Annotated in this window: 20 protein-coding genes; all 20 read left to right on the forward strand. The window is 52.4% G+C overall.

Annotated elements, in window-relative coordinates; genetic code table 11:
• The first annotated feature begins 121 nt into the window (after nt 1-121).
• The 20 genes from HWX36_RS15025 to HWX36_RS15120 all read left to right on the forward strand — a co-directional run bounded on the left by HWX36_RS15025 (nt 122) and on the right by HWX36_RS15120 (nt 19,952).
• Nucleotides 122-2,035, forward strand: a complete 1,914-nt coding sequence (locus HWX36_RS15025; RefSeq protein ID WP_175952868.1) for an NUDIX domain-containing protein — start codon at nt 122-124, stop codon at nt 2,033-2,035.
• A 63-nt stretch (nt 2,036-2,098) separates the two neighbouring features.
• Nucleotides 2,099-2,983 carry a hypothetical protein gene (locus HWX36_RS15030; RefSeq protein WP_175952869.1) on the forward strand — a complete coding sequence of 295 codons (885 nt, stop codon included), beginning with the start codon at nt 2,099-2,101 and terminating at the stop codon, nt 2,981-2,983.
• Nucleotides 2,984-2,992: 9 nt separating this feature from the next.
• Nucleotides 2,993-4,012: a DUF2184 domain-containing protein gene (locus tag HWX36_RS15035; RefSeq protein WP_175952870.1), complete on the forward strand. Its 1,020-nt coding sequence runs from the start codon at nt 2,993-2,995 to the stop codon at nt 4,010-4,012.
• Between the two features lie 86 nt (nt 4,013-4,098).
• Nucleotides 4,099-4,701: an HNH endonuclease signature motif containing protein gene (locus tag HWX36_RS15040; protein WP_175952871.1), complete on the forward strand. Its 603-nt coding sequence runs from the start codon at nt 4,099-4,101 to the stop codon at nt 4,699-4,701.
• Between the two features lie 129 nt (nt 4,702-4,830).
• Entirely contained in the window at nt 4,831-5,340 is a 510-nt protein-coding gene (locus tag HWX36_RS15045) for a hypothetical protein (protein ID WP_175952872.1), read from the forward strand.
• Nucleotides 5,341-5,523: 183 nt separating this feature from the next.
• A complete protein-coding gene (locus HWX36_RS15050) occupies nt 5,524-5,847 on the forward strand; it encodes a hypothetical protein (protein ID WP_175952873.1) in 324 nt (107 codons plus the stop codon).
• 54 nt (nt 5,848-5,901) lie between these two features.
• Nucleotides 5,902-6,732, forward strand: a complete 831-nt coding sequence (locus HWX36_RS15055) for an HNH endonuclease signature motif containing protein (RefSeq protein WP_175952874.1) — start codon at nt 5,902-5,904, stop codon at nt 6,730-6,732.
• Between the two features lie 88 nt (nt 6,733-6,820).
• Nucleotides 6,821-7,312, forward strand: a complete 492-nt coding sequence (locus HWX36_RS15060; RefSeq protein WP_175952875.1) for a hypothetical protein — start codon at nt 6,821-6,823, stop codon at nt 7,310-7,312.
• Nucleotides 7,312-8,247, forward strand: coding sequence for a hypothetical protein (locus HWX36_RS15065; protein WP_175952876.1), 936 nt, complete (start codon nt 7,312-7,314; stop codon nt 8,245-8,247). Before HWX36_RS15060 ends, HWX36_RS15065 begins: the two co-directional genes overlap by 1 nt.
• A gap of 63 nt (nt 8,248-8,310) precedes the next feature.
• On the forward strand, nt 8,311-8,679 hold the full coding sequence (locus HWX36_RS37160; RefSeq protein ID WP_244136426.1) for a hypothetical protein: 369 nt from the start codon (nt 8,311-8,313) through the stop codon (nt 8,677-8,679).
• Nucleotides 8,680-8,697: 18 nt separating this feature from the next.
• Nucleotides 8,698-10,023, forward strand: a complete 1,326-nt coding sequence (locus HWX36_RS15075; protein ID WP_175952877.1) for a hypothetical protein — start codon at nt 8,698-8,700, stop codon at nt 10,021-10,023.
• Between the two features lie 12 nt (nt 10,024-10,035).
• Entirely contained in the window at nt 10,036-10,482 is a 447-nt protein-coding gene (locus HWX36_RS15080; protein ID WP_175952878.1) for a hypothetical protein, read from the forward strand.
• Nucleotides 10,483-10,573: 91 nt separating this feature from the next.
• The gene (locus HWX36_RS15085; protein ID WP_244136427.1) at nt 10,574-11,236 is read left to right on the forward strand and encodes a hypothetical protein; all 663 of its coding nucleotides are present in this window, start codon (nt 10,574-10,576) and stop codon (nt 11,234-11,236) included.
• Between the two features lie 109 nt (nt 11,237-11,345).
• Nucleotides 11,346-12,965 (forward strand): lytic transglycosylase domain-containing protein, encoded by a 1,620-nt coding sequence (locus HWX36_RS15090; protein WP_175952879.1) that lies wholly within the window; start codon nt 11,346-11,348, stop codon nt 12,963-12,965.
• Nucleotide 12,966: 1 nt separating this feature from the next.
• Complete coding sequence (locus tag HWX36_RS15095; protein WP_175952880.1) at nt 12,967-13,707, forward strand: hypothetical protein; 741 nt, start codon at nt 12,967-12,969, stop codon at nt 13,705-13,707.
• Complete coding sequence (locus tag HWX36_RS15100; protein WP_175952881.1) at nt 13,707-13,985, forward strand: hypothetical protein; 279 nt, start codon at nt 13,707-13,709, stop codon at nt 13,983-13,985. Before HWX36_RS15095 ends, HWX36_RS15100 begins: the two co-directional genes overlap by 1 nt.
• A complete protein-coding gene (locus tag HWX36_RS15105; RefSeq protein WP_244136428.1) occupies nt 13,986-14,948 on the forward strand; it encodes a hypothetical protein in 963 nt (320 codons plus the stop codon).
• Nucleotides 14,941-15,573 carry a hypothetical protein gene (locus HWX36_RS15110; RefSeq protein ID WP_175952882.1) on the forward strand — a complete coding sequence of 211 codons (633 nt, stop codon included), beginning with the start codon at nt 14,941-14,943 and terminating at the stop codon, nt 15,571-15,573. Before HWX36_RS15105 ends, HWX36_RS15110 begins: the two co-directional genes overlap by 8 nt.
• Nucleotides 15,574-16,609: 1,036 nt before the next feature.
• Nucleotides 16,610-18,406 (forward strand): hypothetical protein, encoded by a 1,797-nt coding sequence (locus HWX36_RS15115; RefSeq protein WP_175952883.1) that lies wholly within the window; start codon nt 16,610-16,612, stop codon nt 18,404-18,406.
• A gap of 106 nt (nt 18,407-18,512) precedes the next feature.
• Nucleotides 18,513-19,952, forward strand: a complete 1,440-nt coding sequence (locus tag HWX36_RS15120; RefSeq protein ID WP_244136429.1) for a baseplate J/gp47 family protein — start codon at nt 18,513-18,515, stop codon at nt 19,950-19,952.
• Nucleotides 19,953-19,954 lie beyond the last annotated feature (2 nt).

A 19,954-nucleotide genomic window follows, 5' to 3' on the forward strand; every position in this document is an offset into this window, starting at 1 on the left:
TATGAAAGCTAGGGCATGCCTTCCGACACAATATCAAAATGCTCATAAATCGCGAGAAAAATAAAATCTCGCCGATCCACACAAAGCCACCTTCGGGTGGCTTTTTCTTTTGGTACATCGCATGCCCCTCGAACAAGGATCATCTCGTGAGGCGATCAGCGCAAATATAGCCACCGAAATCCGAGCCGGAAAAGATCCCGACCAAGCTGCTGCCATTGCTTATAACGTTGCGGGAAAAAGTAAAGCCGATTCCGAGAAGATTCACGCAGCCGGAACGCTGATTATCGCTGATGGCAATGTCCTGTTTTTGCGTCGCGGCAACGGCGGCGATCATTCCGGAGAATGGGCATTTGCAGGCGGTCACATTGAAGACGGTGAAACGCCAGAAGAAGCCGCCCGTCGAGAAACGCAGGAAGAAACCGGCTACGAGCCGCACAAGCTAGTCGAATTGGGAACGTCTGATGATGGCTCGGTCGAGTTCACGACGTTTTACAACGAATCCCGGCCGTTCGATGTCGCTCTGAGTAATGAGAGCACGGAGTTTCTGTGGTCGCCGCTTGGCTTGTGGCCAGAACCTTTGCATCCTGGATGCCGCTTCGTACTTGAGTCGGAAGCGTTCAAGGCAATCCGCAAAGCGCACATGACGGAGACGGATCTCGCGCGAGCGATGGTCGCATGCGAATATTCGTCGCCTCAATTCTTCGTGAATATGTGGTTGTTCGATATCCGTATCACGGGAACGGGAACCTCATACCGATCGAAGGATGAGGAATACGTCTACCGGCCGCCGGAGGAATATCTCAACGAAGAATTCCTGGCGCGGTGCAATGGTCTGCCGGTCATCGTCGACCATCCGGAGAACTCGAATCTTAATTCGGAAGAGTTCAAAAAGCGTTCTGTCGGCTCGGTCATGTTGCCATACATCAAGGGCGACGAAGTATGGGCCATCGTCCGAATCTACGACAAAGCGACCGCGACACTCATGTCGCAAGAGCAGTTATCCACGTCGCCTAATGTCGTATTCCGAAATCCGAAGTTGGAAAACACCGTTGTAACCCTCGACAACGGCGAGAAGGGTCTCATAGAGGGAAACCCAAAACTGCTCGACCACATCGCGATCTGCGAAGTTGGCGTGTGGGACAAGGGCGGTCCGCCTACTGGCGTATCTACCACTAACGTTCAGGAACCTGAGATGACTGAAGAAGAGCGTAAGGCCAAGGCGGACGCCGAGGCGAAGGAACAACTCGAAGCGAAAGCCAAGGCCGACGCCGAGGAAAAAGCGAAAGCCGATGCCGAAGAAGAAAAGGCCAAGGCGGACGCCGAGCGTTGGGACAAGCTGATGTCGGCTGTCGATTCGCTGTGCAAACGCATGGACTCGTACGACAACGAGAAGAACGACAAGAAAGCCGATGCAATGCCGGTCGAAGAAATGAAAGTTGCCGATAAGAAAGCCGATTCGGAAGATGAAAAGGCCAAAGAAAAAGAAGCCGAAGCCGAAAAGATGAAGGCTGAAGCCAAGGAAGAGGAAGCGAAGGCTGACGCGGAAAAACGCGAGAGCGCCCTGCTCGATCGTGTGGCGCAACTAGAACGGCTGCTTGTGCAAACAGCGCAGCTTACACCCAAGCCCCTGAATGACGCCGACTATGCCTCGATGGCTGATGCGCAAGCGAAGGCGGACAGCGTATACAGCGCGTTCGGCAAATCGGCACACCGCCCGCTGAATGGTGAAGACCTCCTGTCGTACCGCAAACGCCTAGCCGCACCGATGAAATCGCACAGCACTGCATGGAAGGACGTTGACCTGTCGAAGCTTGATGCCGCCGTGTTCGAAATCGCCGAAGCCGCAATTTACGCGGACGCAATGGGCGCTGCCGTCAATCCGGTGAACTCGGCAGAAGGCGGCCTGCGTGCCGTCACGAAGGACATCGGTACTGGTCATCGCGTGACGACGTTTTATGGTAAGCCGAGCGACTGGATGGATGACTTCCGGGCACCTCGCGCGAAAGGTCGAATCAACATGCAGAAGAGCCATTAAAGCTCATCGTCGCCACTCTGAAGCCCGCCACTGAGCGGGCTTTTCAATTTTTGGAAGGTAAAAATGGCATTCAATGTCCCCTTCAATCCGTATGCGACGACGAACGCTCAAGGCTCGTTTTCCGTACAGAGCGCTGGGTATGTCCAAGGTGTATTTATGGACGACCCCGCAATCCGCAATGAACTCGCGACCGGCACGGTATCACAAAGCGCCACTTCCCCGCTGTGGGGTGGTATGGCGATTTCGGAAAGCGTCGCCCCGTCCACGGGCTATGACCGCACGCTGGGCGGCACGATCTTGCAGGCAACTTCGGTAGCAAACACGACTGGTTTTACGGTATTCAATCAGGCATATAGCCTCGTTGGCTCGCCCTCCAGTCCGGTTCCGCTTACGGGCAACCCCGGCGCATCGGTAGCGTTTTTCCGTATGGGCTCGGGTGCGCGCATCGCCGTCGCAATGGATCCGTCGCTCGTGTCGCTGAATGGCGGTCTCATCACGCAAAACGTGTCATGGGACTTCAACAACCAGGTTCTGCAACCGTACGACGCATCAACTGCTACCTACTCGGTGACATCGGCAACATCATCGTATTCGAGCGGCGTCTACACCATTGCAATCGTGATGGCTGCGGCCTCGCCGGTTGCTGGGGTGGGTGACCTGATCAACATCAGCGGCGTGACGGGTACGGGCGCTGCGCTCGTCAATGGCAACCAAACCGTCTCGGCATTCACCGATAACCAGCACTTCTCGATTCAGATCACCGCCGCTTCGGGTGCGATCGCGACGGGCGCGCTGACGGGCACGATCGTCCTGAACTACGGCACCGGCGCACTCCCCGTCAAGATTCTCGACATCAACGCTGGCAACAGCATGACTGTCTCGTACAACTCCCTCACCGGCGCAGCTACCTGGAATCGTCAAGGTTACGCGGCCCTTATCCAGATCTAAGGAGAAAACATGGCCAATATCGTACCGGCACAGATTCGGGTCAGCCCGCATTACCTGATTCCCGAACTGATCCTGCAATACCAACAGGCATCGGGTGCGTTCGACCTGATCGCAACGGGCGATCCGCTCGTTCGTCTCGGCGAAGACGATCTCGCGGTTTATGCGAAGCGTCTAGATGTCCGCACGGAAGTCGCGACCAGCCAGTTCGCACCGAACCAGCTTCCGAGCTGCACGGTGGTCTACAACGAAATCAGCACGCCGACGTATCTCATCCAAACGCGCGCTGAATATGACCATCACGACACGGCCGCTCTTGGCCGTGTGGGTGTTGCTACGCCGGAAGCACATCGTCTGGCGATGCGTCAAGGCACATTCCAGCAGCAACGGAATCTGCTTCTGTATGGCGCGAATCCGCTTAATGGCGAAGGCTTGTTGAATACGAATGGAGCAACGGCTGTCAGCCTCCCGCCCGATTCAGGCGGTAACACGACCATTGTCACGTACGACAACGGTCAGCTTGCACTCTTCCTGGCACAGACGCTCGGTGCGATCAAGGTTCGTACAAATCAGATGGGCATGGGTGTGAAGTTCGCCGTCACGATGCCGCAGCGCGTTCTCGAATCGATCAGTTACGACGTCGTGCAGCTCACGACCTACCAGCGTCAAGGCGCCGGCTCGAAGTCGGCTCGCGGTCTCGTCGATGACGTGCTCGAATGGAACGAAGACGATATCACGTGGGGAGCGGACGATACCCTCATCGGCAAGGGCGCCGGCGGCACGGACATGATCGTCATTTCCATGCCGGAAGTGAAGAAGCCGAAGGGCGGCAAGATCAATACCAACGCGTTCGCAGAGCTCACGCCGGGCCTTCAGGCTTGTGCGTTGCAGCTCGTCGACCGTGCAGCCCCGACCGAAATCACGGCCCCGCTTCCGAAGGGTGCCGTGGACGTCGTGTCGGAACTGCGATCGACGTCGGGTTGGTCGATCCGTCCGGAAGCGATCACGCTTCTGTCTGTGCAATATCAGTGATTCAGAAGTAGAATGAGCGAGGCCCCGAGCGACTGCGAATCGTCCGGGGCCTCTAACCACAACCTGATCAAGCGAGGATCACGGCCATGGCTGACGCCATTGTACAGCAGTTCAAGACATGCACTAGTTGCAAGAGCGAAAGGCGGGTCCAGGACTTCGCCAAAAAACGCAGTACAAAGGATGGTTTAAGACCTGAATGCAGGCAATGCCAAGCGCGAGCATATGCAGAATATGCCGCAAGAAACAAAGAAAGAATTTCTGCCGCGAATGCCGCTTACTATAAGAAAAATAAAGCGCGCAAGGATGCCGCAGCAACGGCGTGGCAACAGGCGAACAGACTTCGGGAGAATGAGCGGAGAGCCATTCTCAGGGCCGACGATCCAGAATCGTTCAGAATCAATGAGAGGCGCCGCAGAGCGCGAAAAAAAGGCGCAGAAGGTAGCCATACGAAAGCTCAGGCATCTTTGCTTTTGGAGAGGCAAAACTTCCGTTGCGCCAATTGCGAAGACGATTTGAGAGTCTCGCCCAAAAATCTCGACCATTGGATGCCGCTGACATTGGGTGGGTCCAACTATTTGGAAAATCTCCAATGGTTATGCAAGACGTGCAATGTCAGGAAAAACGCAAAAGACCCAATAGATTGGTTGGTGTCTATAGGTAAGGCTTGTCGATGGCCTGACCAAATATGATCAACTCAGCCCCGCCCCGAGCGGGGCTTTTTGTTTGTCCTACGCCTAGGCTGCGCAGCCGAAAGCCCGTTCCCTGTGCGGGTTGGCGTAGGCATCTATCACAGGGATCTTCACAGGGAAAACTACGTCATGCCCCTCTATATTGCGAACTGCTCGAAGTTCAATTACGAACTGCACTACTGGGTCGAAAACTCAAAGAAGCCCGTGGTAACCAAGATCCGTCCAGGCGGACAGGAGAATGTTTACCCGCAAGGCACCCGAGAGGATCACATCCGCATCGTTGAGCAGCACAAGATGTACGGCCTGATCCCTGTTTCCGAGATCGATCGGAGCAAGGAATTCATTGGCCAATGCTACCAGTTCGATACGCCGATTACGCATGATCGTCTCTTCACGACGATGGAGCGCAATGACGATGTGCTCTATGAACAGGCGCTTGAACGTCGTAAAGAAGCGATGGCATCCACCGATGATCTGGTTCGCAGGGCAGCTCAGGAGACGGACTGGAATGTCGGGAACATCGAAGTAGAGATCAAGGAAGTGGAGCAAAAAGGCGTCGAGCCTCAAATCCATGAAGTCATCAAGATTGGCGAAGATGACAATCAACCCCGTCGCCGCGGCCGTCCCCGCAAGAGCTAATCCATGTGCACTCCCTGCTTTCCTCCGCTCCCCGGCATGGGAGTGCTTGCTCCTTGGCAAACCTCGACGCAACCCAACGTAACGGATCTGTACACGTTTCTGACGACAGTCGCCGGTGTTCCTACGGCTGCGCTGCCTTCGAACAGCGTATATCTACCGTGGGCATTGAGCTATGCGGAGGAAATGACGCTGCTCGTGCTGTATGCAGTGGGGCAAGACTACTATTGCTTCGCGGTCTACTGTTTGGCGACGTCATTTCTCATCAATTGGTGTCCAGATCAAACCAATCAAACGTATTTCGCTGATCTGCGCAAGACGTGGGATATCACTGGGTTCATTGGCGGAACGGTGGCGTCATCGGCAGACGTGAGCACATCGGAATCGCTTAATGTGCCAGAATTTTTGAATGGTCTCCAGTTAAGCAACCTTCAGCAATTAAAAGATCCATATGGCAGGCAGTGGCTGGGAATGCAACAACCACTAGGAAATATATGGGGTGTTTCGTAGTTTGGCATAGTAAATGCGGTATAATATTGCCGTTCGTATTGCTTAATTATGCCCATGAAAACCTGCACGAAATGTGGTATTGAAAAAGCTTTGACGGAATTCCACAAGCAGAAGCTTGGTAAGTTTGGCGTGCGCGCCATATGCATCGCCTGTGTGAGAAAGTACGCTCATGAAAACCGGGAGCGGATCAGTGCGTACTATAAAGATTATTGCACGAAGAATGCGGACGCAATCAAAGAAAAGAATCAAGCATACTATCTTGAAAATAAAGAGCGCATAGACTCCGCAAATCGCATGTGGAGGGAAGCAAACCCTGAAAAGGTTGTGCAGGGTCGGCACGAACATTATCTTAGAAACAAAAATAGGGTGGCCATCCAAGCAAAAGAATGGCGCACCAAGAATGCCGATCGTGTTCGGGAGAGTCGAGAAAAGTATATAAAGCTCAACAAGGAAAAGATTCAAGAATATTCTCGGAATTATTACTTGGAGAATAGAGACACGGCCCTGCGCCAAGGATCAATGCGATATGCGCTCAAAGGGGATTTGATAAGAAGGCGTCACTCCGAATGGAAGCGCGCCAATTTAGACAAGATTCGTGAGTACAATAATCGCCGAAGGGCGATGCTGGTGGCCGCAGAGGGTTCGCATACGGCGGACGATGCGTTAGAAATTCTCGCGGCGCAGCAGTATAAATGCGCGAACACTTTGTGTGCCGCTGATTTGCGTGTAACAAAACGACATTTGGATCATAAGGTTCCATTGGTGCGAGGCGGTTCCAATGGGCGGGAAAATTTGCAGTGGCTTTGCGCCTCCTGCAACCTTTCTAAATGGGCCATGACAGATGAAGAATGGCGGCAGAAGCTAGGATTGTCTGTTGCCGCCTGAATTGAGGTAAGTAATGGCCGGGACAGACACCGCTACAAGCACAGAATCTGCGTCGTCATTCATCACTTCCCCGTCAAAGCACCTGGTGATGCACATTGGGGTGATTGATATCCCATACTCGAACGCAGAACAACCTGAGAAGGTGCCGCAAGCCAAAAAAGGTAAGGCGAACAAGCCAATCAAACCAAAGAACGAAGCGGCCACCAAGACTACCGGCGACATAGCTGAAATCCTCGAAGACAAGTACGGCGTCATGCAGGCGTTCGTGGATGTGAAGCTTTCAAAGATCGCGGAATCGTTGGAGGAATCGCTTGCTGGGGCGCTTGAGACAGTGATGATGGGAGGTCGTCCGCCCGCCAATCCTTTTGCATCTGCGGAAAGCAAAGTCTCGCAGATGTTTAAGGATTTTTTGGGCACCGGAGAAGTTGAGCATGTCGGGATCGAAGGAACGCCTACACAAGCTGCCCTTGATGGCGTGAACCATCGATTGAAACACCCATATGCGAAGGGCAATCCTCGTCGGCCCTCCTTCATTGATACCTCGCTCTACCAACAGAGTGCCACCGTCTGGATTGAGTAATGCCGTCGATCGCCGAGTCGCTGAACAACCAGTCGCAACTGGCTGATACGCTTGCGGCTGGCGTAAATACCTTATCGCAGAATCAAACTGTTACGTTCACGCAATACCAGCGAACAGTGTTGCCGCTTGATGGATATGTGTTCTACATCGCAACAGGTACAACACAAACGGTTCAGGGTTCGATCCATTATGCAGTAGATCGAGACCAGCATGAAGACGCAACGATCGATATCGATCATATCGTTTTCACTGCGCTTTCAGATATCGACATCTTCAACGATGTCAACCCCAACATGATTTATGTCGGGGAGTTTGCTGGACAACAGTTCTCTTTCCGTAAGAGGGAGAATTTTTACCAGCAAGCAAATCTGTATCACTACATGGGCCATGCGGTCTATTCAGTGATGCAGACGCAGTTGGTCAATAGCTCGGCCGACCTTCCTACCGAGCCAATCGTGACCAACAGCCTGCCGATTTGGTTGGCTCAAAACAGCATGGCGACGGTCTACCCATCATTTCTTGTTCCCAATAACATCGCGCCACCGTACATCGTGGCTCACATCGAACCAGACCTGACGGAAGTCCCTTCCTTTCCGATCTATAACTGGCCAGGAAATCCTACGCCTCCAACGGCGTTGCAAGAAATGTCGAGCACGCAGCTTGCAAAAGATAACGTGCGCCTAACGCTGTATGGGTTCACCAATCAACAAGCAATCCAGTTCCTCGCTTCGCTGATTTCGTACTCTCAAAATACCAATAACTTTGGTTTTGGAAATTCCCCAGCCATCAAGGATGGGAAGCGAACTCAAGTTGATTTATCCACGATCGCCATGAAAAAGACGATCGATATCGCTTGCTGGTATTTCCAGAGCACTGCCAATGCAGTTGCTCAACGCCTCATTCTTGAGGCCGGTTTCTCTTCAATTACCCCCTGACGATCCTCTTCGTCTATCCATGAGGCCCGCGCAATGCGGGCTTTTCTTTTTCTGGAGCGTGACATGCCCCAAAGCCCTCTCGCAGCAGCAACAAACGTCAACCCGGCTGGCAAGTTCGTAATGGGCCAAGTCGATTCGACTGGTAACGAATTTATCGCATCGGGTAAGACCGGCCAATACAACATTACCTCAATTACGGCCGTCAAGACTTCTCCTGGTCGCGTCGTGAAGGTCGTGGTGAACGTCGCATCGTCTACCGCCGTAAAGGTCTATGACGTTGCGACAACTGGTGGTGCAGCTGCGGCGAATCTTATCTACGCAGGCCCGACAACTTCTGTTGTCGGCACGATCATTCCTCTTGATTGGCCTTGCGCCACGGGGATTGTTGTTGATCCGGGTACTGGCGGCACTGTCTCTGTAAATTACATCTAATCGCCAGGAGTCCGCCCCATGGCGACGACAATCACCCCGACTATCGTAACCGTCAATACGACGATTACGCGGGCGCCGACTGTATCGCAGCTCCAACAAAGTGGTGCAATCGTCTCAACGGGCGGCACTACTCTTTCGGCTGGTACATACCAATACTGCGGCACCCTTTCGCAAGTAACCTCGATTCTTGTTGCGCCTGCTGCACTCACAAGTCTAACGTGGTCGACCGGAACGGTTACGGCTACGACCTCTGCGGCGCTTAGTCTTTCTACCGGCCAAACGTTCACCACGACTATCTCCGGTGCGACACCTGCGGGCTATAACGGAACGTTCACGGCGACCGTTACTGGTACCAATACGTTCACGTATGCTCTGGCTACGAATCCTGGCTTAGAAACCGTTCCCGGCAATTATGCGCCAGCGAATTCCGGCTTCATTACCAATGCGGCCACAACGTTCTTCGCGCAAGGGACTTCGGTTGGTGTCTATGTGCTGGAACTTGGCACACAGACTACGGCTGCTGCGGCAATCACGGCACTTCAGACTTGGATTACCGGCAATAGTACCCCGCAAATTTTCTACGCCTATCTGCTTCCAGGGTCGTGGGACTATTCGTCTGCTGCTGCGTTGAACACGATGACGGCGAACTATGAAAGCCCAAGCGGCCAAACGTATTTCTTTGTCATAACGACTGTAACGAATCTTCCAACGTATGCGAACAACAAAGCTGTATTCGCCGTTGTTCCAAGCCCGACACAAGCTAGCACTGAGCATCAGGCATCTACCTCGTTTTATCAATGGTTGGTGAACAATCCGGGCCCGGCTAATCAGTTGGCGCCTATGGCATTTCGATATGTCTATGGTGTCACGCCTTGGTCGCAAATTGGAAATCAAACCAACATCAACACCGTTCTGACTAATTACGGGAATCTGATTCTCACCGGTGCTGAAGGCGGAGTTTCCACGGCGTGTCAGTTCAAAGGCACAACGATGGATGGGGAGCAGGCTTCGTGGTGGTATGGCGTTGACTGGTTTCGCATTCAAGTTAAGCAGGCCCTCGCAAACGCTGTCATCAACGGATCAAACAGCAATCCTCCCCTTCTTTACAACCAAGCAGGCATTAACGCGCTGCAAGCTGTCGCGCAGAGTGTTGGAAATTCCGCCGTCAAATTCGGTTGTGCTTTGAGTTGCGTTGTGTCCGCAGTTCCGTTTTTCACATACACGCAAACAAATCCGAACGATTATAACAACGGGATCTATAACGGATTCTCAGCGATGTTGGTTGGTCAGAATGGCTTCCTCACGATCACGTTCCAACTCGACGCTGTTCAGTTTGTGGGCTAAGGAAAATAAGAAATGGCAAATCCTCCGCTTATTGCTCCCGGCCCATTAAATCGGATCTTGACATCGATTGTGGTGTCATCTTTCCCGACGCTGAACGTCACGGCTCCGTATATGGGCAAATCCTTTGCCCGGGTCGAGTTTGAGGGTGACTTCGTTCATCAGATCGAAACCGGCACGAGTGTTGTGAACTCGCCGGAACCGTATGTGATGGCGACGATCACGGTTGGTCTGTTGCGTTCTCAAGCTCTCGCGCAGAGTTGGATGGCGCAGGCTCAAACGACTGGCATTCTGGGCGACGTGACGGGCTATCCAGACACTACCGCGTTTAGTCCGGTCGCGATTAGCCAGGCCGCCATCCGCAGCATCGATCCAGGTGCATGGGATGGTACTGATCCGATCGTGCGACTCGTTATCCGTGGCGTGTTCAATCTGAACTCGAATCTCTGGAATCTGACGTAACCGGTTGTGCTGCGGCTAGGGTCATCCCCGAAAGCTAGTCCCCCTGCTAGTTGCCGCAGCCTTTTTACATGGGCTGATTGTAGGGAATCAGATGAAGATCAACGAACAGCGCAATATTGCGCTTCCAGTCGTGACTGAATTGGTCACGAGAAAAGTCCCGAAGGAAATTGACGGGAAAGAAGAACTGATCGACGAGACTGAAGAGGTTGTGCGCGTTTGGGCGTATCACACACCGATCAGTCGCGAAGTGTTTGACGCCAACTTCCGAGTTCTGGCCGCCACGAAATCAGCCCTTGCCGGGAAAGGTTCTCACTACCTCTCATCCTCTGGCCCGCGCATCGCAGCACTTACGCTCCGAGACGAAGGCAAAAAGGATGCGGCGGCCCGAGGATCGTTCGATAAGGACGGCATTGTCAAGGACGATGATACCGCTGCTCTCCTCGGCGAATTCAAGCGCCTGACGATGATTCTTTGTCCTGGCCAACATGGATGGGATCTTCTGCCCGTAGACGCAGCTATCCAGCAAGGTCGAATCGACTCCGAGGACTGGGAGGAAGCGCTTGCGAGCATCGTTTTTTTTACATGTCTCTATGCGATGGCGAGAAAAGCCGATCGCGAGATGATGGCGAAGGGAACGGCTTCCCTGATTGGTGCGTTGATTACATCCTCCGCACCTATGGAGTTCGCCGCTTCCTTACAGACCTCGATGCATCACGAGCATACGAAAAGGACACAATCCTCGATTCCATCCTGAGATGGATTTCCGGTGAGGGATTTGTTCAGACCTTTGAGCGATACGAGACGCCATATCGATCCGCGTTGGAATACCGGCAGCGCTATCTAACTGAAGCACTTAAGCGATAATGGCAGCGAAAAGTATCGTTACTGTCGACATCGACGATTCAAAATTCCAGGATTTCTACAAACTTTTCCAAAAGTATCAGAAGCAACTGGAGGAAATGCCGGAAGATTGGAAGAAGGTTGTTGATGTCATCGACGATGCCGGAAGTGGCATGGGCGGTTTTTCGAAGTCGTCCAAGTCGTCGAAAGAATTCCTGATGATCGCGGCCATTCAGGCAGAAGCGATCTCTCAAGCGATGCAAAAGGCGGTTGGCGTCCAGGACAAGTTTAATGTCAAGGCAAAGGACGGCGCCATTCAAATGATGAAGATGGAGAAAGCATCTACTTCGATGCACAAATCCATCTTGAGCATGAGCAAGATTTTGCTCAAGCTTGGAACAGTCGGTGTCAGCGGGATCGGTTCTGCCATTGGGGCTGTCTATGGCGCCACCAATATGCTCGCTGGTCAAAACCTGCAAGCACGTGGTCTTGGTCTGAAGATCGGGCAAACGCAAGCATTCGAAGCGAATTTCGAGAAATTCGGCCTTGGGGCATCGGATCTCAGCGCAATGGCCGGCGCGCAAGGCGATGTCTCAAAATGGCGCGCGCTTATTGCTGCCGGTCTGACGCCCCAACAGATTCAAAACGAAGATGCAGAACAACTGACGTATGACTTCGCTCGGGCCGCGAGCGGGAAATATCGTCAATGGCAGAAAGCTGGCCTTCCGGCTGGCTCGATGGCTCAAGCGTATGGCTTCACTGATTTCCTGTCGCTTCAGCAGCTTAGAACCGGTGCAAGCTATACGGATAAGGATTGGATGGAGGCCCAGCAGCGTGAGCTAATTGCTGCTCAGCGCGCTTCTGTCGATCAAACTACCGCCGATCAAGCCTCCGATGTTAAGGCCGCATTGAAATCCGATTGGGCTACAGTGCTCAACACATTCAATGAGCAATTGGCTGCTGCGTCTCCGGAACTGAAGACAATGGGAGATGCTGCTGCGGCAGCAGCCGTCAACTTACTGAAGATCGCTGGGCCAGAGGCGAAAAGCTTATTGTGGGCTATTGAACATCCAGGTCAAGTTCAGCCCAATGAAGGTCGCGTTACTTCTGGCCTTCGCACAATGGGGAATTGGCTCCGCCAACAACTGGGAATGCCAGTTGGTGCATCCTCTCCAACAGCACAACAAAGTGTGGCAGGTAATGTTTCTGCGCCACTTTCATCTCTTCTACAAAGTCAATATCAAGTTGAATCTGACGGCGGAAAGCATCTTCTTTCCCCCAAAGGGGCAATGGGCCCAATGCAGTTCATGAAGGACACGTGGTCTGAATGGGGCGGCGGCGGGAATGTAAATAATTTGCAAGACTCCATGAATGCCGCGGCTCGATATGACACGTTTCTGCTGAAACGATATGGTGGAGACGTACGTAAGGCGCTGGCTGCGTACAACTGGGGGATGGGAAATCTCGACAAGGATATCTCTAAGCACGGTGCGCAGTGGGAGAAGTTCGCTCCAAAAGAAACGCAGGCATATATCAGCAAGATTGCGTCCATGCTGGCCAAAAATGGACAGAACGTGAATATCAATATCACAAATTCGACACCGAGCCGCGTCGCGGTTTCTATGAACGCGGCCTCCCACTGATATGTCACAACCAGTATTTTCGTCCGTCTATGACATCGCGTTTCAGGTGTCACCGATTATCCTTGTGAACGGGATCGCGGCGAATACTCTGGGCGGCATGTTGCCAATTATTGGCTTGACTGGGCAACTAGCGGGACTAGCGCAAGGATTTCTGACGACAGGCGGCCTAAGCACGTCTGATTTCTTTGCGCGTTTCATCCCTATTCCCGGATCAACACTTGTTAGTCAACAAGTGGCGATGTACCCGTTTGCTAACCAAACTGTCGCAGCAAACGCGACGATCCAACAGCCGCTGTCGATCTCGCTGCGAATGATCGCTCCGGTCAAGGATCAGGCAGGCTATCTGACGAAACTCGCGATCTGGACATCGCTCCAGAACTCGCTAGTTGCGCACAATGCAGCAGGCGGCACATATACGATTGCGACACCATCGTATATCTACACAAACTGCCTACTTACACAAATGACGGATGTCACTGGCGGCGACACGAAGCAACAGCAAATCGAATATCAGCTTGATTTTGTTCAACCATTGATTACCCAGCAACAAGCGACATCCGCCTACAACTCTCTGATGAGCAAACTGAGCAGCGGCGCGCAAGTATCAGGCGCAACGCCAGCGGCCGGAACATCGATCTGGTCGAATGCCGCAGTTGCGGTTGGATCAGCAGCTCAAGGGGCGCTCCAGAATATTCAGCAATTTGCAGGCGTCGTCAATCAGTTTTTGAGTAGCCCCCTGTAATGACCACTCTCATTCCTTTCACGCCATCAAATACGTCAAACCCGCCATTTTCAACAACGTTGACTTTAGACGGCGCGAGTTACATCGGCAACGTGACATGGAATGTCTATGGTCAAAGGTGGTATATGACGATCATGGACACGAATAGCAATGTCGTGTGGAGTGGTGCCATGATTGGATCGCCTGACGGGGGCGATATTTTCCTTGCTCCGGGAATTTTTAGCGCCTCTACGATTTTGTACAGAGAAGATTCCGGAAATATCGAAGTAAATCCTTGAATGGCTCGCTATTACGAATTGACGCTAACGCCTTCTGGTAGCTCAACGCCAGTCAAGACATGGACATCACATCCCGGCGGGATCTATAACGCGGCAGCTCAGAACATAGAATATGACGCTCTGGTGGGGCCATATGGCACACCCAATGGAGCGTCCACTATTACTGTACAGGGAATCGCCCTTCAAGACCTGACGCAGCCCCAGCAATATGCTGGGATGACGCTTGAGCTGAAGGCGGGCATGAAGGCAGGATTGCCGCTCGTCAATCCTTCGCAAGCCGGAACGATTCTCAAAGGAACCGTTTTCCAGACCTTTGGTAACTGGGAGGGCATCGAACAAACGCTGGATTTTGTTGTCATTCCTGGCATCTATACGATCGACAATCCGGGTAATTTCGTGTTGCATTGGCGAGCCGGCACGCCGTTATCCGCCGCGCTCCAACAAACTCTTTCCATCGCCTATCCGAACACGGCGATCTCGATCAACATTTCGTCGGATCTCGTGCTGAGTTACGACGAGGTGCATGTTTGCGGCACGCTGGATCAACTGGCGCAAATGATCGGCGATGTAACGGAAGGAGTGTTCGACAACCGAGTGAATATCGCAATTCAGGGCGGGAAAGTTGTCGTATGGGATGATTCATACTCACCCTCTCCTATCCAACTCGCGATTGCTGATTTTGTCGGACAACCGACATGGCTTGCAGTCAACACCATGCAGATGAAAATGGTGGCGCGGGCCGATCTTCAGGTCGGCGCGATGGTTCGGATGCCGCAGGGATATCAAAACCTTCCTGGACTTGTTACGACGACAGCTAATTCATCGCCCTCCACTGTCAAATATCAAACGGCGTTCCAGAACAACTTCATCGTGAATGAAATCCGACAGATCGGAAACTTTCGCTCCAACGATGCAAGCCAGTGGTCAACTATCGTCAACTGCCTGCTGATTCCAAATGGCTGAGAACTACGGAAAGCTCTGGATACAGGGCAGTGCCAATCAACTTGCCATCAATCGAGCACAACAGGCGATTCAAAATACCGGCAGGGCATTGCCATGCCATGTTGTGGCCGTTAATGGCGCCATAGTCACGGTTGCGTTTGATGTCAATGCGTCGCCACAAACATTGCCGAATGTGACGATTCCAAAGGCTGAGTCGCCTTGGGTCAGGATGCCTACGCAGGTGGGCGACAAGGGTATCACGATGCCTGGCGATGTGTACCTAGGCGGCATTTCGGGTCTTGGTGGCGGCACTGCCAATATGACGCGCACGGGCAATCTCACCGCGCTCGTTTTTGTTCCGGTCAGCAATTCGAATAGCGCACCAATCAATCAAAACATGGCCCAAATCCAAGGGCCTTCAGGCGTGATTCTTCAAACAGCAGACGGGAATGTGGCGCTGACTTTGAACGAGTCAGGCATCACCATAAAAATTGGTTCCGAAACATTCACTTGGGGTGCTTCTGGCGTCAATTTCCCTGTTCCCATCACCACACCTGACGTCATCGTTCCAAATGGGTCAGTGAACGGCCACTACCATGGCGGCGTGCAGACTGGCACCGGCAATACTGGCGGGATGACGGGTTAAAGACCGCCCGTTGCGATTGCCAGGAGCAAAAATAGAGCCGAAATTACTGCAATCGTCGCACAAAACGCTAAGAAAGTCTTTTTGGCATCTTCAGTTGCAGAGGACATCGCGTTCTCCTGATAAATCATGCGTAAGAGAGAGAAATGAGGACGTACGGGAGAATTGCTAACGAGGATGGTAGCAAAACTTGGGTGGAAGTGACAACAGATTCCGCGGGGTTCAATGATTCCGTTTGGCTTACAACCCTTGCTCAATGCCTCAAGCTCAATCTCGGAGAATCGCCATTCTTCAGTAACTATGGAATACCCCAGTATCAAACAATAATGACTCAGGTGTTCCCGGATTACTACGCGATGCAAATACAAACTCAATTTGCTCCGTATTTTGCGTCATTGACCATTAATCGAGTACAGAACACATCGCCGCCAGTCTACAACGTTACGGCGGTATGCCATAACGGCGCGATCCTCACACCTTACGTTGATTCATCGATCGTAGCGCCTCAGCTCAATAACACGTTCATTCTTAACGAATCAATGCTCGGATAATGCGACGCTTAGCCCTTCTCCTTCTATTCGTTAGTGCATGGGCCAATGCTCAGTTCACGCCCGGTCAAATTCTGACAGCACAGCAACTGAACAACGCATTTGCAGCCGTTGTTCCGCTAACTGGGGCTACGCTATCGGGCCCACTGACGGCTCCCACGCTGACTAGTATTGGTGGGAATTTCACCAATCTCGTAGTTTCCGGATCTGCAACGTTCCCAGCCGGTACGATTACGCCGGGAAGCTTGTCGCCGCAAGTATCCAATACGATTCTTGGCAATGCGACGGCCTCAAGCGCAACACCCTCAGCAATTGCGGTGCCTGGATGCAATTCGTCCTCCAATGCTCTTCAGTACACGTCATCCTCGGGGTTCGGATGTAATTCCGCAATCAATGCCTCGACGCTAGGGGGTGCCACTTTTGCCTCGCCTGGATCGATTGGATCGACTACTCCAAGTAGTGTCGCAGCCACTACGCTCAGTTCGTCTGGTATGGCGAACCTGAATAGCCTGTCGACTGGAAGTGCGACGATCACGGGCGGCTCGATCAGCGGGACACCTGTTTCCGGTAGTACTGGGTCGTTCACGACATTGAATGCCAGCGGCGCCGCAACGCTTAATAATTTGTCGAGTTCTGGAGCAACGATTACGGGCGGCACTGTTGGTGGAACGGTGCTCGCAACAAATTCTGCACTCGTTCCGCATGTGGCCAATCTCGCGGCGTTGCAGGGGATGTCTACCGCAAATTCGTCGACCTATTATCGAGACGGCTACACGTCAACGGGTGATGGTGGAGGCACAACCTATGTTTCAAGCGGATCCGCATGCTCTCTGAATAGCGGCAACGGAGACAATGGCTCGCAAGTAAAATCGGCTGATGGGAAATGCTGGCTCGCCGTGCTGTCGCCGTTCGGCGCGGACATTCGCATTTGGGGCGCTGTTGCCAACGGATCAACCGATGCGGGACCGGCAGTCAATGCCTGTTTTGCGGTCACGTCTATTTGCCTGATCCCCCCTTCAACATCCGGGTTTCTCATCGGAACCGCAATTGCCATTCCGGCCGGTGATTCTCTCATCGGCACGGTAAGTAGTGGTGAGAACACTTCATCGACATTTACCTACCCCGGATTTTCTTGGCTGACATGTTCTGCGTCGCTCTCGGGCGCATGCGTAACGTGGGGCACGCAGGGAACCCTGAAGAGCGGGGTTGTTAAGAACATCACCATCGCGCGTGCGGCCGGCACGCCGACGAGTGGACAGAAAGGACTTGTATGGGCTGGTGGCTATAACGTTCGCATGGAAAACGTGGCGATTGCAAACTTCGACACGTGCGTTGAATTCCAACGCGGTATTAGCGGCCAAGGCGTCAACAACTACCTCCAGTCATGCGCCACTCACTATTGGGTTTTTAATACATGGCCGGAATTTAGTCAGGTTGGGGGGCGCTCGGGAGCGAACGGATCGGGGAACTACAACACTGCGACAGACAACGTTTATTTTACGTCGACTATCTCTCCCGGCGGTGGCGGTACAGGCCCCAACAGCATCGACTTCGTGAACTACAAGTTTGAGAATGACAACACGACTTGCGCTTTCCGGTGGGGGCAATACACGTACGCGCCGGGTGCGGAAATCGCGTACAACTTTGTGAATGTCTACAAAGAGCCGCTTCCATCCGGATCATCAGTGTTCTGTTCAGACGGTACAGTTTCGCTTATTCAAGGTCTTCGGATGGAGAACAGCTATATCTCACAGGACACCGGCCCATCTGACTTATTTTCTGGCCTCAATGCCGCGACTCAGCTCGCCAATTGGAACTTCATCCACAATTATTTTGCGACCGGTGCTGCAACGCTAGCCCCTACTGGAACTGGAACCACGGGACTGAATAACGTTACGTTTTTTGGCAACTATATGCCAAATACGACAATTACTCCTGGCGGAACGATTCGCAGCGATAAATTGACGATGATGGGTAATTTCCAAAACAATACGCTCACCATCAACAATGGCACAAATGGATGGCAGCAATTGACCATTCTTGGAGATCAGCAGAATACATTCACCAATAACTCGGACGGTTACAATCAGGTCATTTCCCTGCCGCGTACCGGTTACTCAAGCGGACTTCGTATCACGTCGACATTGCCGACATGTAACTCCGCGACCAAGGGTTACACGATGACCGTGACAGATGCCACTAGCCCTACATATGGGGCTACTCTTACTGGCGGTGGCTCAGTTGTTACTCCTGTATTTTGCACTGGTTCTTCTTGGGTAACTCACTAGCAATATCTATTGATTACGATCTACCTCGCGCGGCTTTCCCCAAAGATCTACGGACTTTTCCATCATTGCCATGGTTAATGCAATGTGGCCTTCTACTGTCTAATCAATGAGCAATACAATCAGTCCAACAAATGTCCCGCTCATCATGACAAGTGCGGGGCCGATGGCAACACCTGTATCAACGTTGTACAGCACTCTCATAAATTATGTAGCCAGCCAAAATCCCGGCTATACGGCGAATTTGCCGGGATCGTTAATTGATGACATTGCTGGAACCGACGTTGGCGCGATGGTGGCGATCGACCAAGCGCGCGTTGATGCTATAAATTCCGTCACGCCATACGGGGCCAATGCTTATATTTTGGCTCAGTTGGGCGCTCAGTTTGGTGTGGCTCAAGGAACAAGTGCGAATGCACGCATCTATGTGCAATTCTCTGGGCCTTCTGGATATGTATTCCAACCAGGTTTCTTGGTAGGCGACGGGACGAATCAATATGCCCTGCAAGATGGCGGAGTAATCCAAACAGGCGGCACAAGCCCGCTTTTGTATGCCGTCGCCACAAACAGTGGAACATTTCCGATTCCGGCCAATACCGTTACCCAGATCGTTACCTCGATTCCTGGTGCATATACTGTCACCGTCACAAATCCGGAGGCTGGCACCCCAGCGACTATTGCGGAAAGCGTTCAAGATTATCGCATCAGGGTGCTCCAAGCTGGGCAGGTTGCATCTATTGGAACGCCGGCCTACGTGAAAACGTTGCTGGAAAAGGTTACAGGTGTTCAGCAACAGCTTGTGTCGATCAACCAATTGTCAGGCGGTTGGCAAATTGTATGTGGGGGCGGCGATGCCTACTCGGTGGCTACTGCCATCCTGCAAAGCGTCCCTGACATTGCCGTACTTCAGGGCTCACAACTTGGCATTACGGGGATGACGAATGCCAATCCCGTAGTAGTGACGACGAATCTTACTACAGGATTTCAAGTGGGCGGAACGTTCACGGTCTCCGGAGCGACGCCGAGTGGGTTCAATACGACCTATATGGTTGCGTCAATCACAAGGTCTATCACGGGAGATACGATCACAACGAACGTGAATGGCAGTGGATTTGGTAGCTATGTGGGCGGCGCCAAGTTTTCAACCAATCCGCGGAATGTTTCCGTTTCTCTGTTTCAAAATCCCGATACTTATTCAATCACATTTGTCAACCCACCTCAGCAAATTGTGACCGTGGCCGTGACATGGAACACCACCCTTCCAAGTTTTACCGGTGGATTGTCTGTAAATCAACTAGTAGCTCCCGCGATTCAAAATTATATCAACAGTGTCTATGTAGGTCAGCCTATCAATGAGTTGGAAATGACGGCGGTATTCCAGAATGCTGTTTCTACAGTGATTGCAGCACCAAATATCACAACTCTTCAATTTGCTGTCACGATCAATGGACAATCGGTCAGTCCAAGCGCTGGAACAAGCATCATTGCATCTGATCCTGAATCATATTTCTATGCCAGCGCTACGGGAATTACTGTAACACAGGGATAATA

Source organism: Burkholderia sp. BCC0405, from assembly GCF_902833075.1.
Taxonomy (GTDB): Bacteria; Pseudomonadota; Gammaproteobacteria; order Burkholderiales; family Burkholderiaceae; genus Burkholderia.

Excerpts from the sequence above, each read along its gene's own strand:
- HWX36_RS15050 (WP_175952873.1), top strand. The coding sequence starts at position 5,524 with ATGACGCTGCTCGTGCTGTATGCAGTGGGGCAAGACTACTATTGCTTC.
- HWX36_RS15060 (WP_175952875.1), top strand. The coding sequence starts at position 6,821 with ATGCACATTGGGGTGATTGATATCCCATACTCGAACGCAGAACAACCT.
- HWX36_RS15100 (WP_175952881.1), top strand. The coding sequence starts at position 13,707 with ATGACCACTCTCATTCCTTTCACGCCATCAAATACGTCAAACCCGCCA.
- HWX36_RS15065 (WP_175952876.1), top strand. The coding sequence starts at position 7,312 with ATGCCGTCGATCGCCGAGTCGCTGAACAACCAGTCGCAACTGGCTGAT.
- HWX36_RS15085 (WP_244136427.1), top strand. The coding sequence starts at position 10,574 with ATGAAGATCAACGAACAGCGCAATATTGCGCTTCCAGTCGTGACTGAA.
- HWX36_RS15115 (WP_175952883.1), top strand. The coding sequence starts at position 16,610 with ATGGCGAACCTGAATAGCCTGTCGACTGGAAGTGCGACGATCACGGGC.
- HWX36_RS37160 (WP_244136426.1), top strand. The coding sequence starts at position 8,311 with ATGCCCCAAAGCCCTCTCGCAGCAGCAACAAACGTCAACCCGGCTGGC.
- HWX36_RS15095 (WP_175952880.1), top strand. The coding sequence starts at position 12,967 with ATGTCACAACCAGTATTTTCGTCCGTCTATGACATCGCGTTTCAGGTG.
- HWX36_RS15075 (WP_175952877.1), top strand. The coding sequence starts at position 8,698 with ATGGCGACGACAATCACCCCGACTATCGTAACCGTCAATACGACGATT.
- HWX36_RS15025 (WP_175952868.1), top strand. The coding sequence starts at position 122 with ATGCCCCTCGAACAAGGATCATCTCGTGAGGCGATCAGCGCAAATATA.
- HWX36_RS15105 (WP_244136428.1), top strand. The coding sequence starts at position 13,986 with ATGGCTCGCTATTACGAATTGACGCTAACGCCTTCTGGTAGCTCAACG.
- HWX36_RS15040 (WP_175952871.1), top strand. The coding sequence starts at position 4,099 with ATGGCTGACGCCATTGTACAGCAGTTCAAGACATGCACTAGTTGCAAG.
- HWX36_RS15120 (WP_244136429.1), top strand. The coding sequence starts at position 18,513 with ATGAGCAATACAATCAGTCCAACAAATGTCCCGCTCATCATGACAAGT.
- HWX36_RS15030 (WP_175952869.1), top strand. The coding sequence starts at position 2,099 with ATGGCATTCAATGTCCCCTTCAATCCGTATGCGACGACGAACGCTCAA.
- HWX36_RS15055 (WP_175952874.1), top strand. The coding sequence starts at position 5,902 with ATGAAAACCTGCACGAAATGTGGTATTGAAAAAGCTTTGACGGAATTC.
- HWX36_RS15080 (WP_175952878.1), top strand. The coding sequence starts at position 10,036 with ATGGCAAATCCTCCGCTTATTGCTCCCGGCCCATTAAATCGGATCTTG.
- HWX36_RS15035 (WP_175952870.1), top strand. The coding sequence starts at position 2,993 with ATGGCCAATATCGTACCGGCACAGATTCGGGTCAGCCCGCATTACCTG.
- HWX36_RS15045 (WP_175952872.1), top strand. The coding sequence starts at position 4,831 with ATGCCCCTCTATATTGCGAACTGCTCGAAGTTCAATTACGAACTGCAC.
- HWX36_RS15090 (WP_175952879.1), top strand. The coding sequence starts at position 11,346 with ATGGCAGCGAAAAGTATCGTTACTGTCGACATCGACGATTCAAAATTC.
- HWX36_RS15110 (WP_175952882.1), top strand. The coding sequence starts at position 14,941 with ATGGCTGAGAACTACGGAAAGCTCTGGATACAGGGCAGTGCCAATCAA.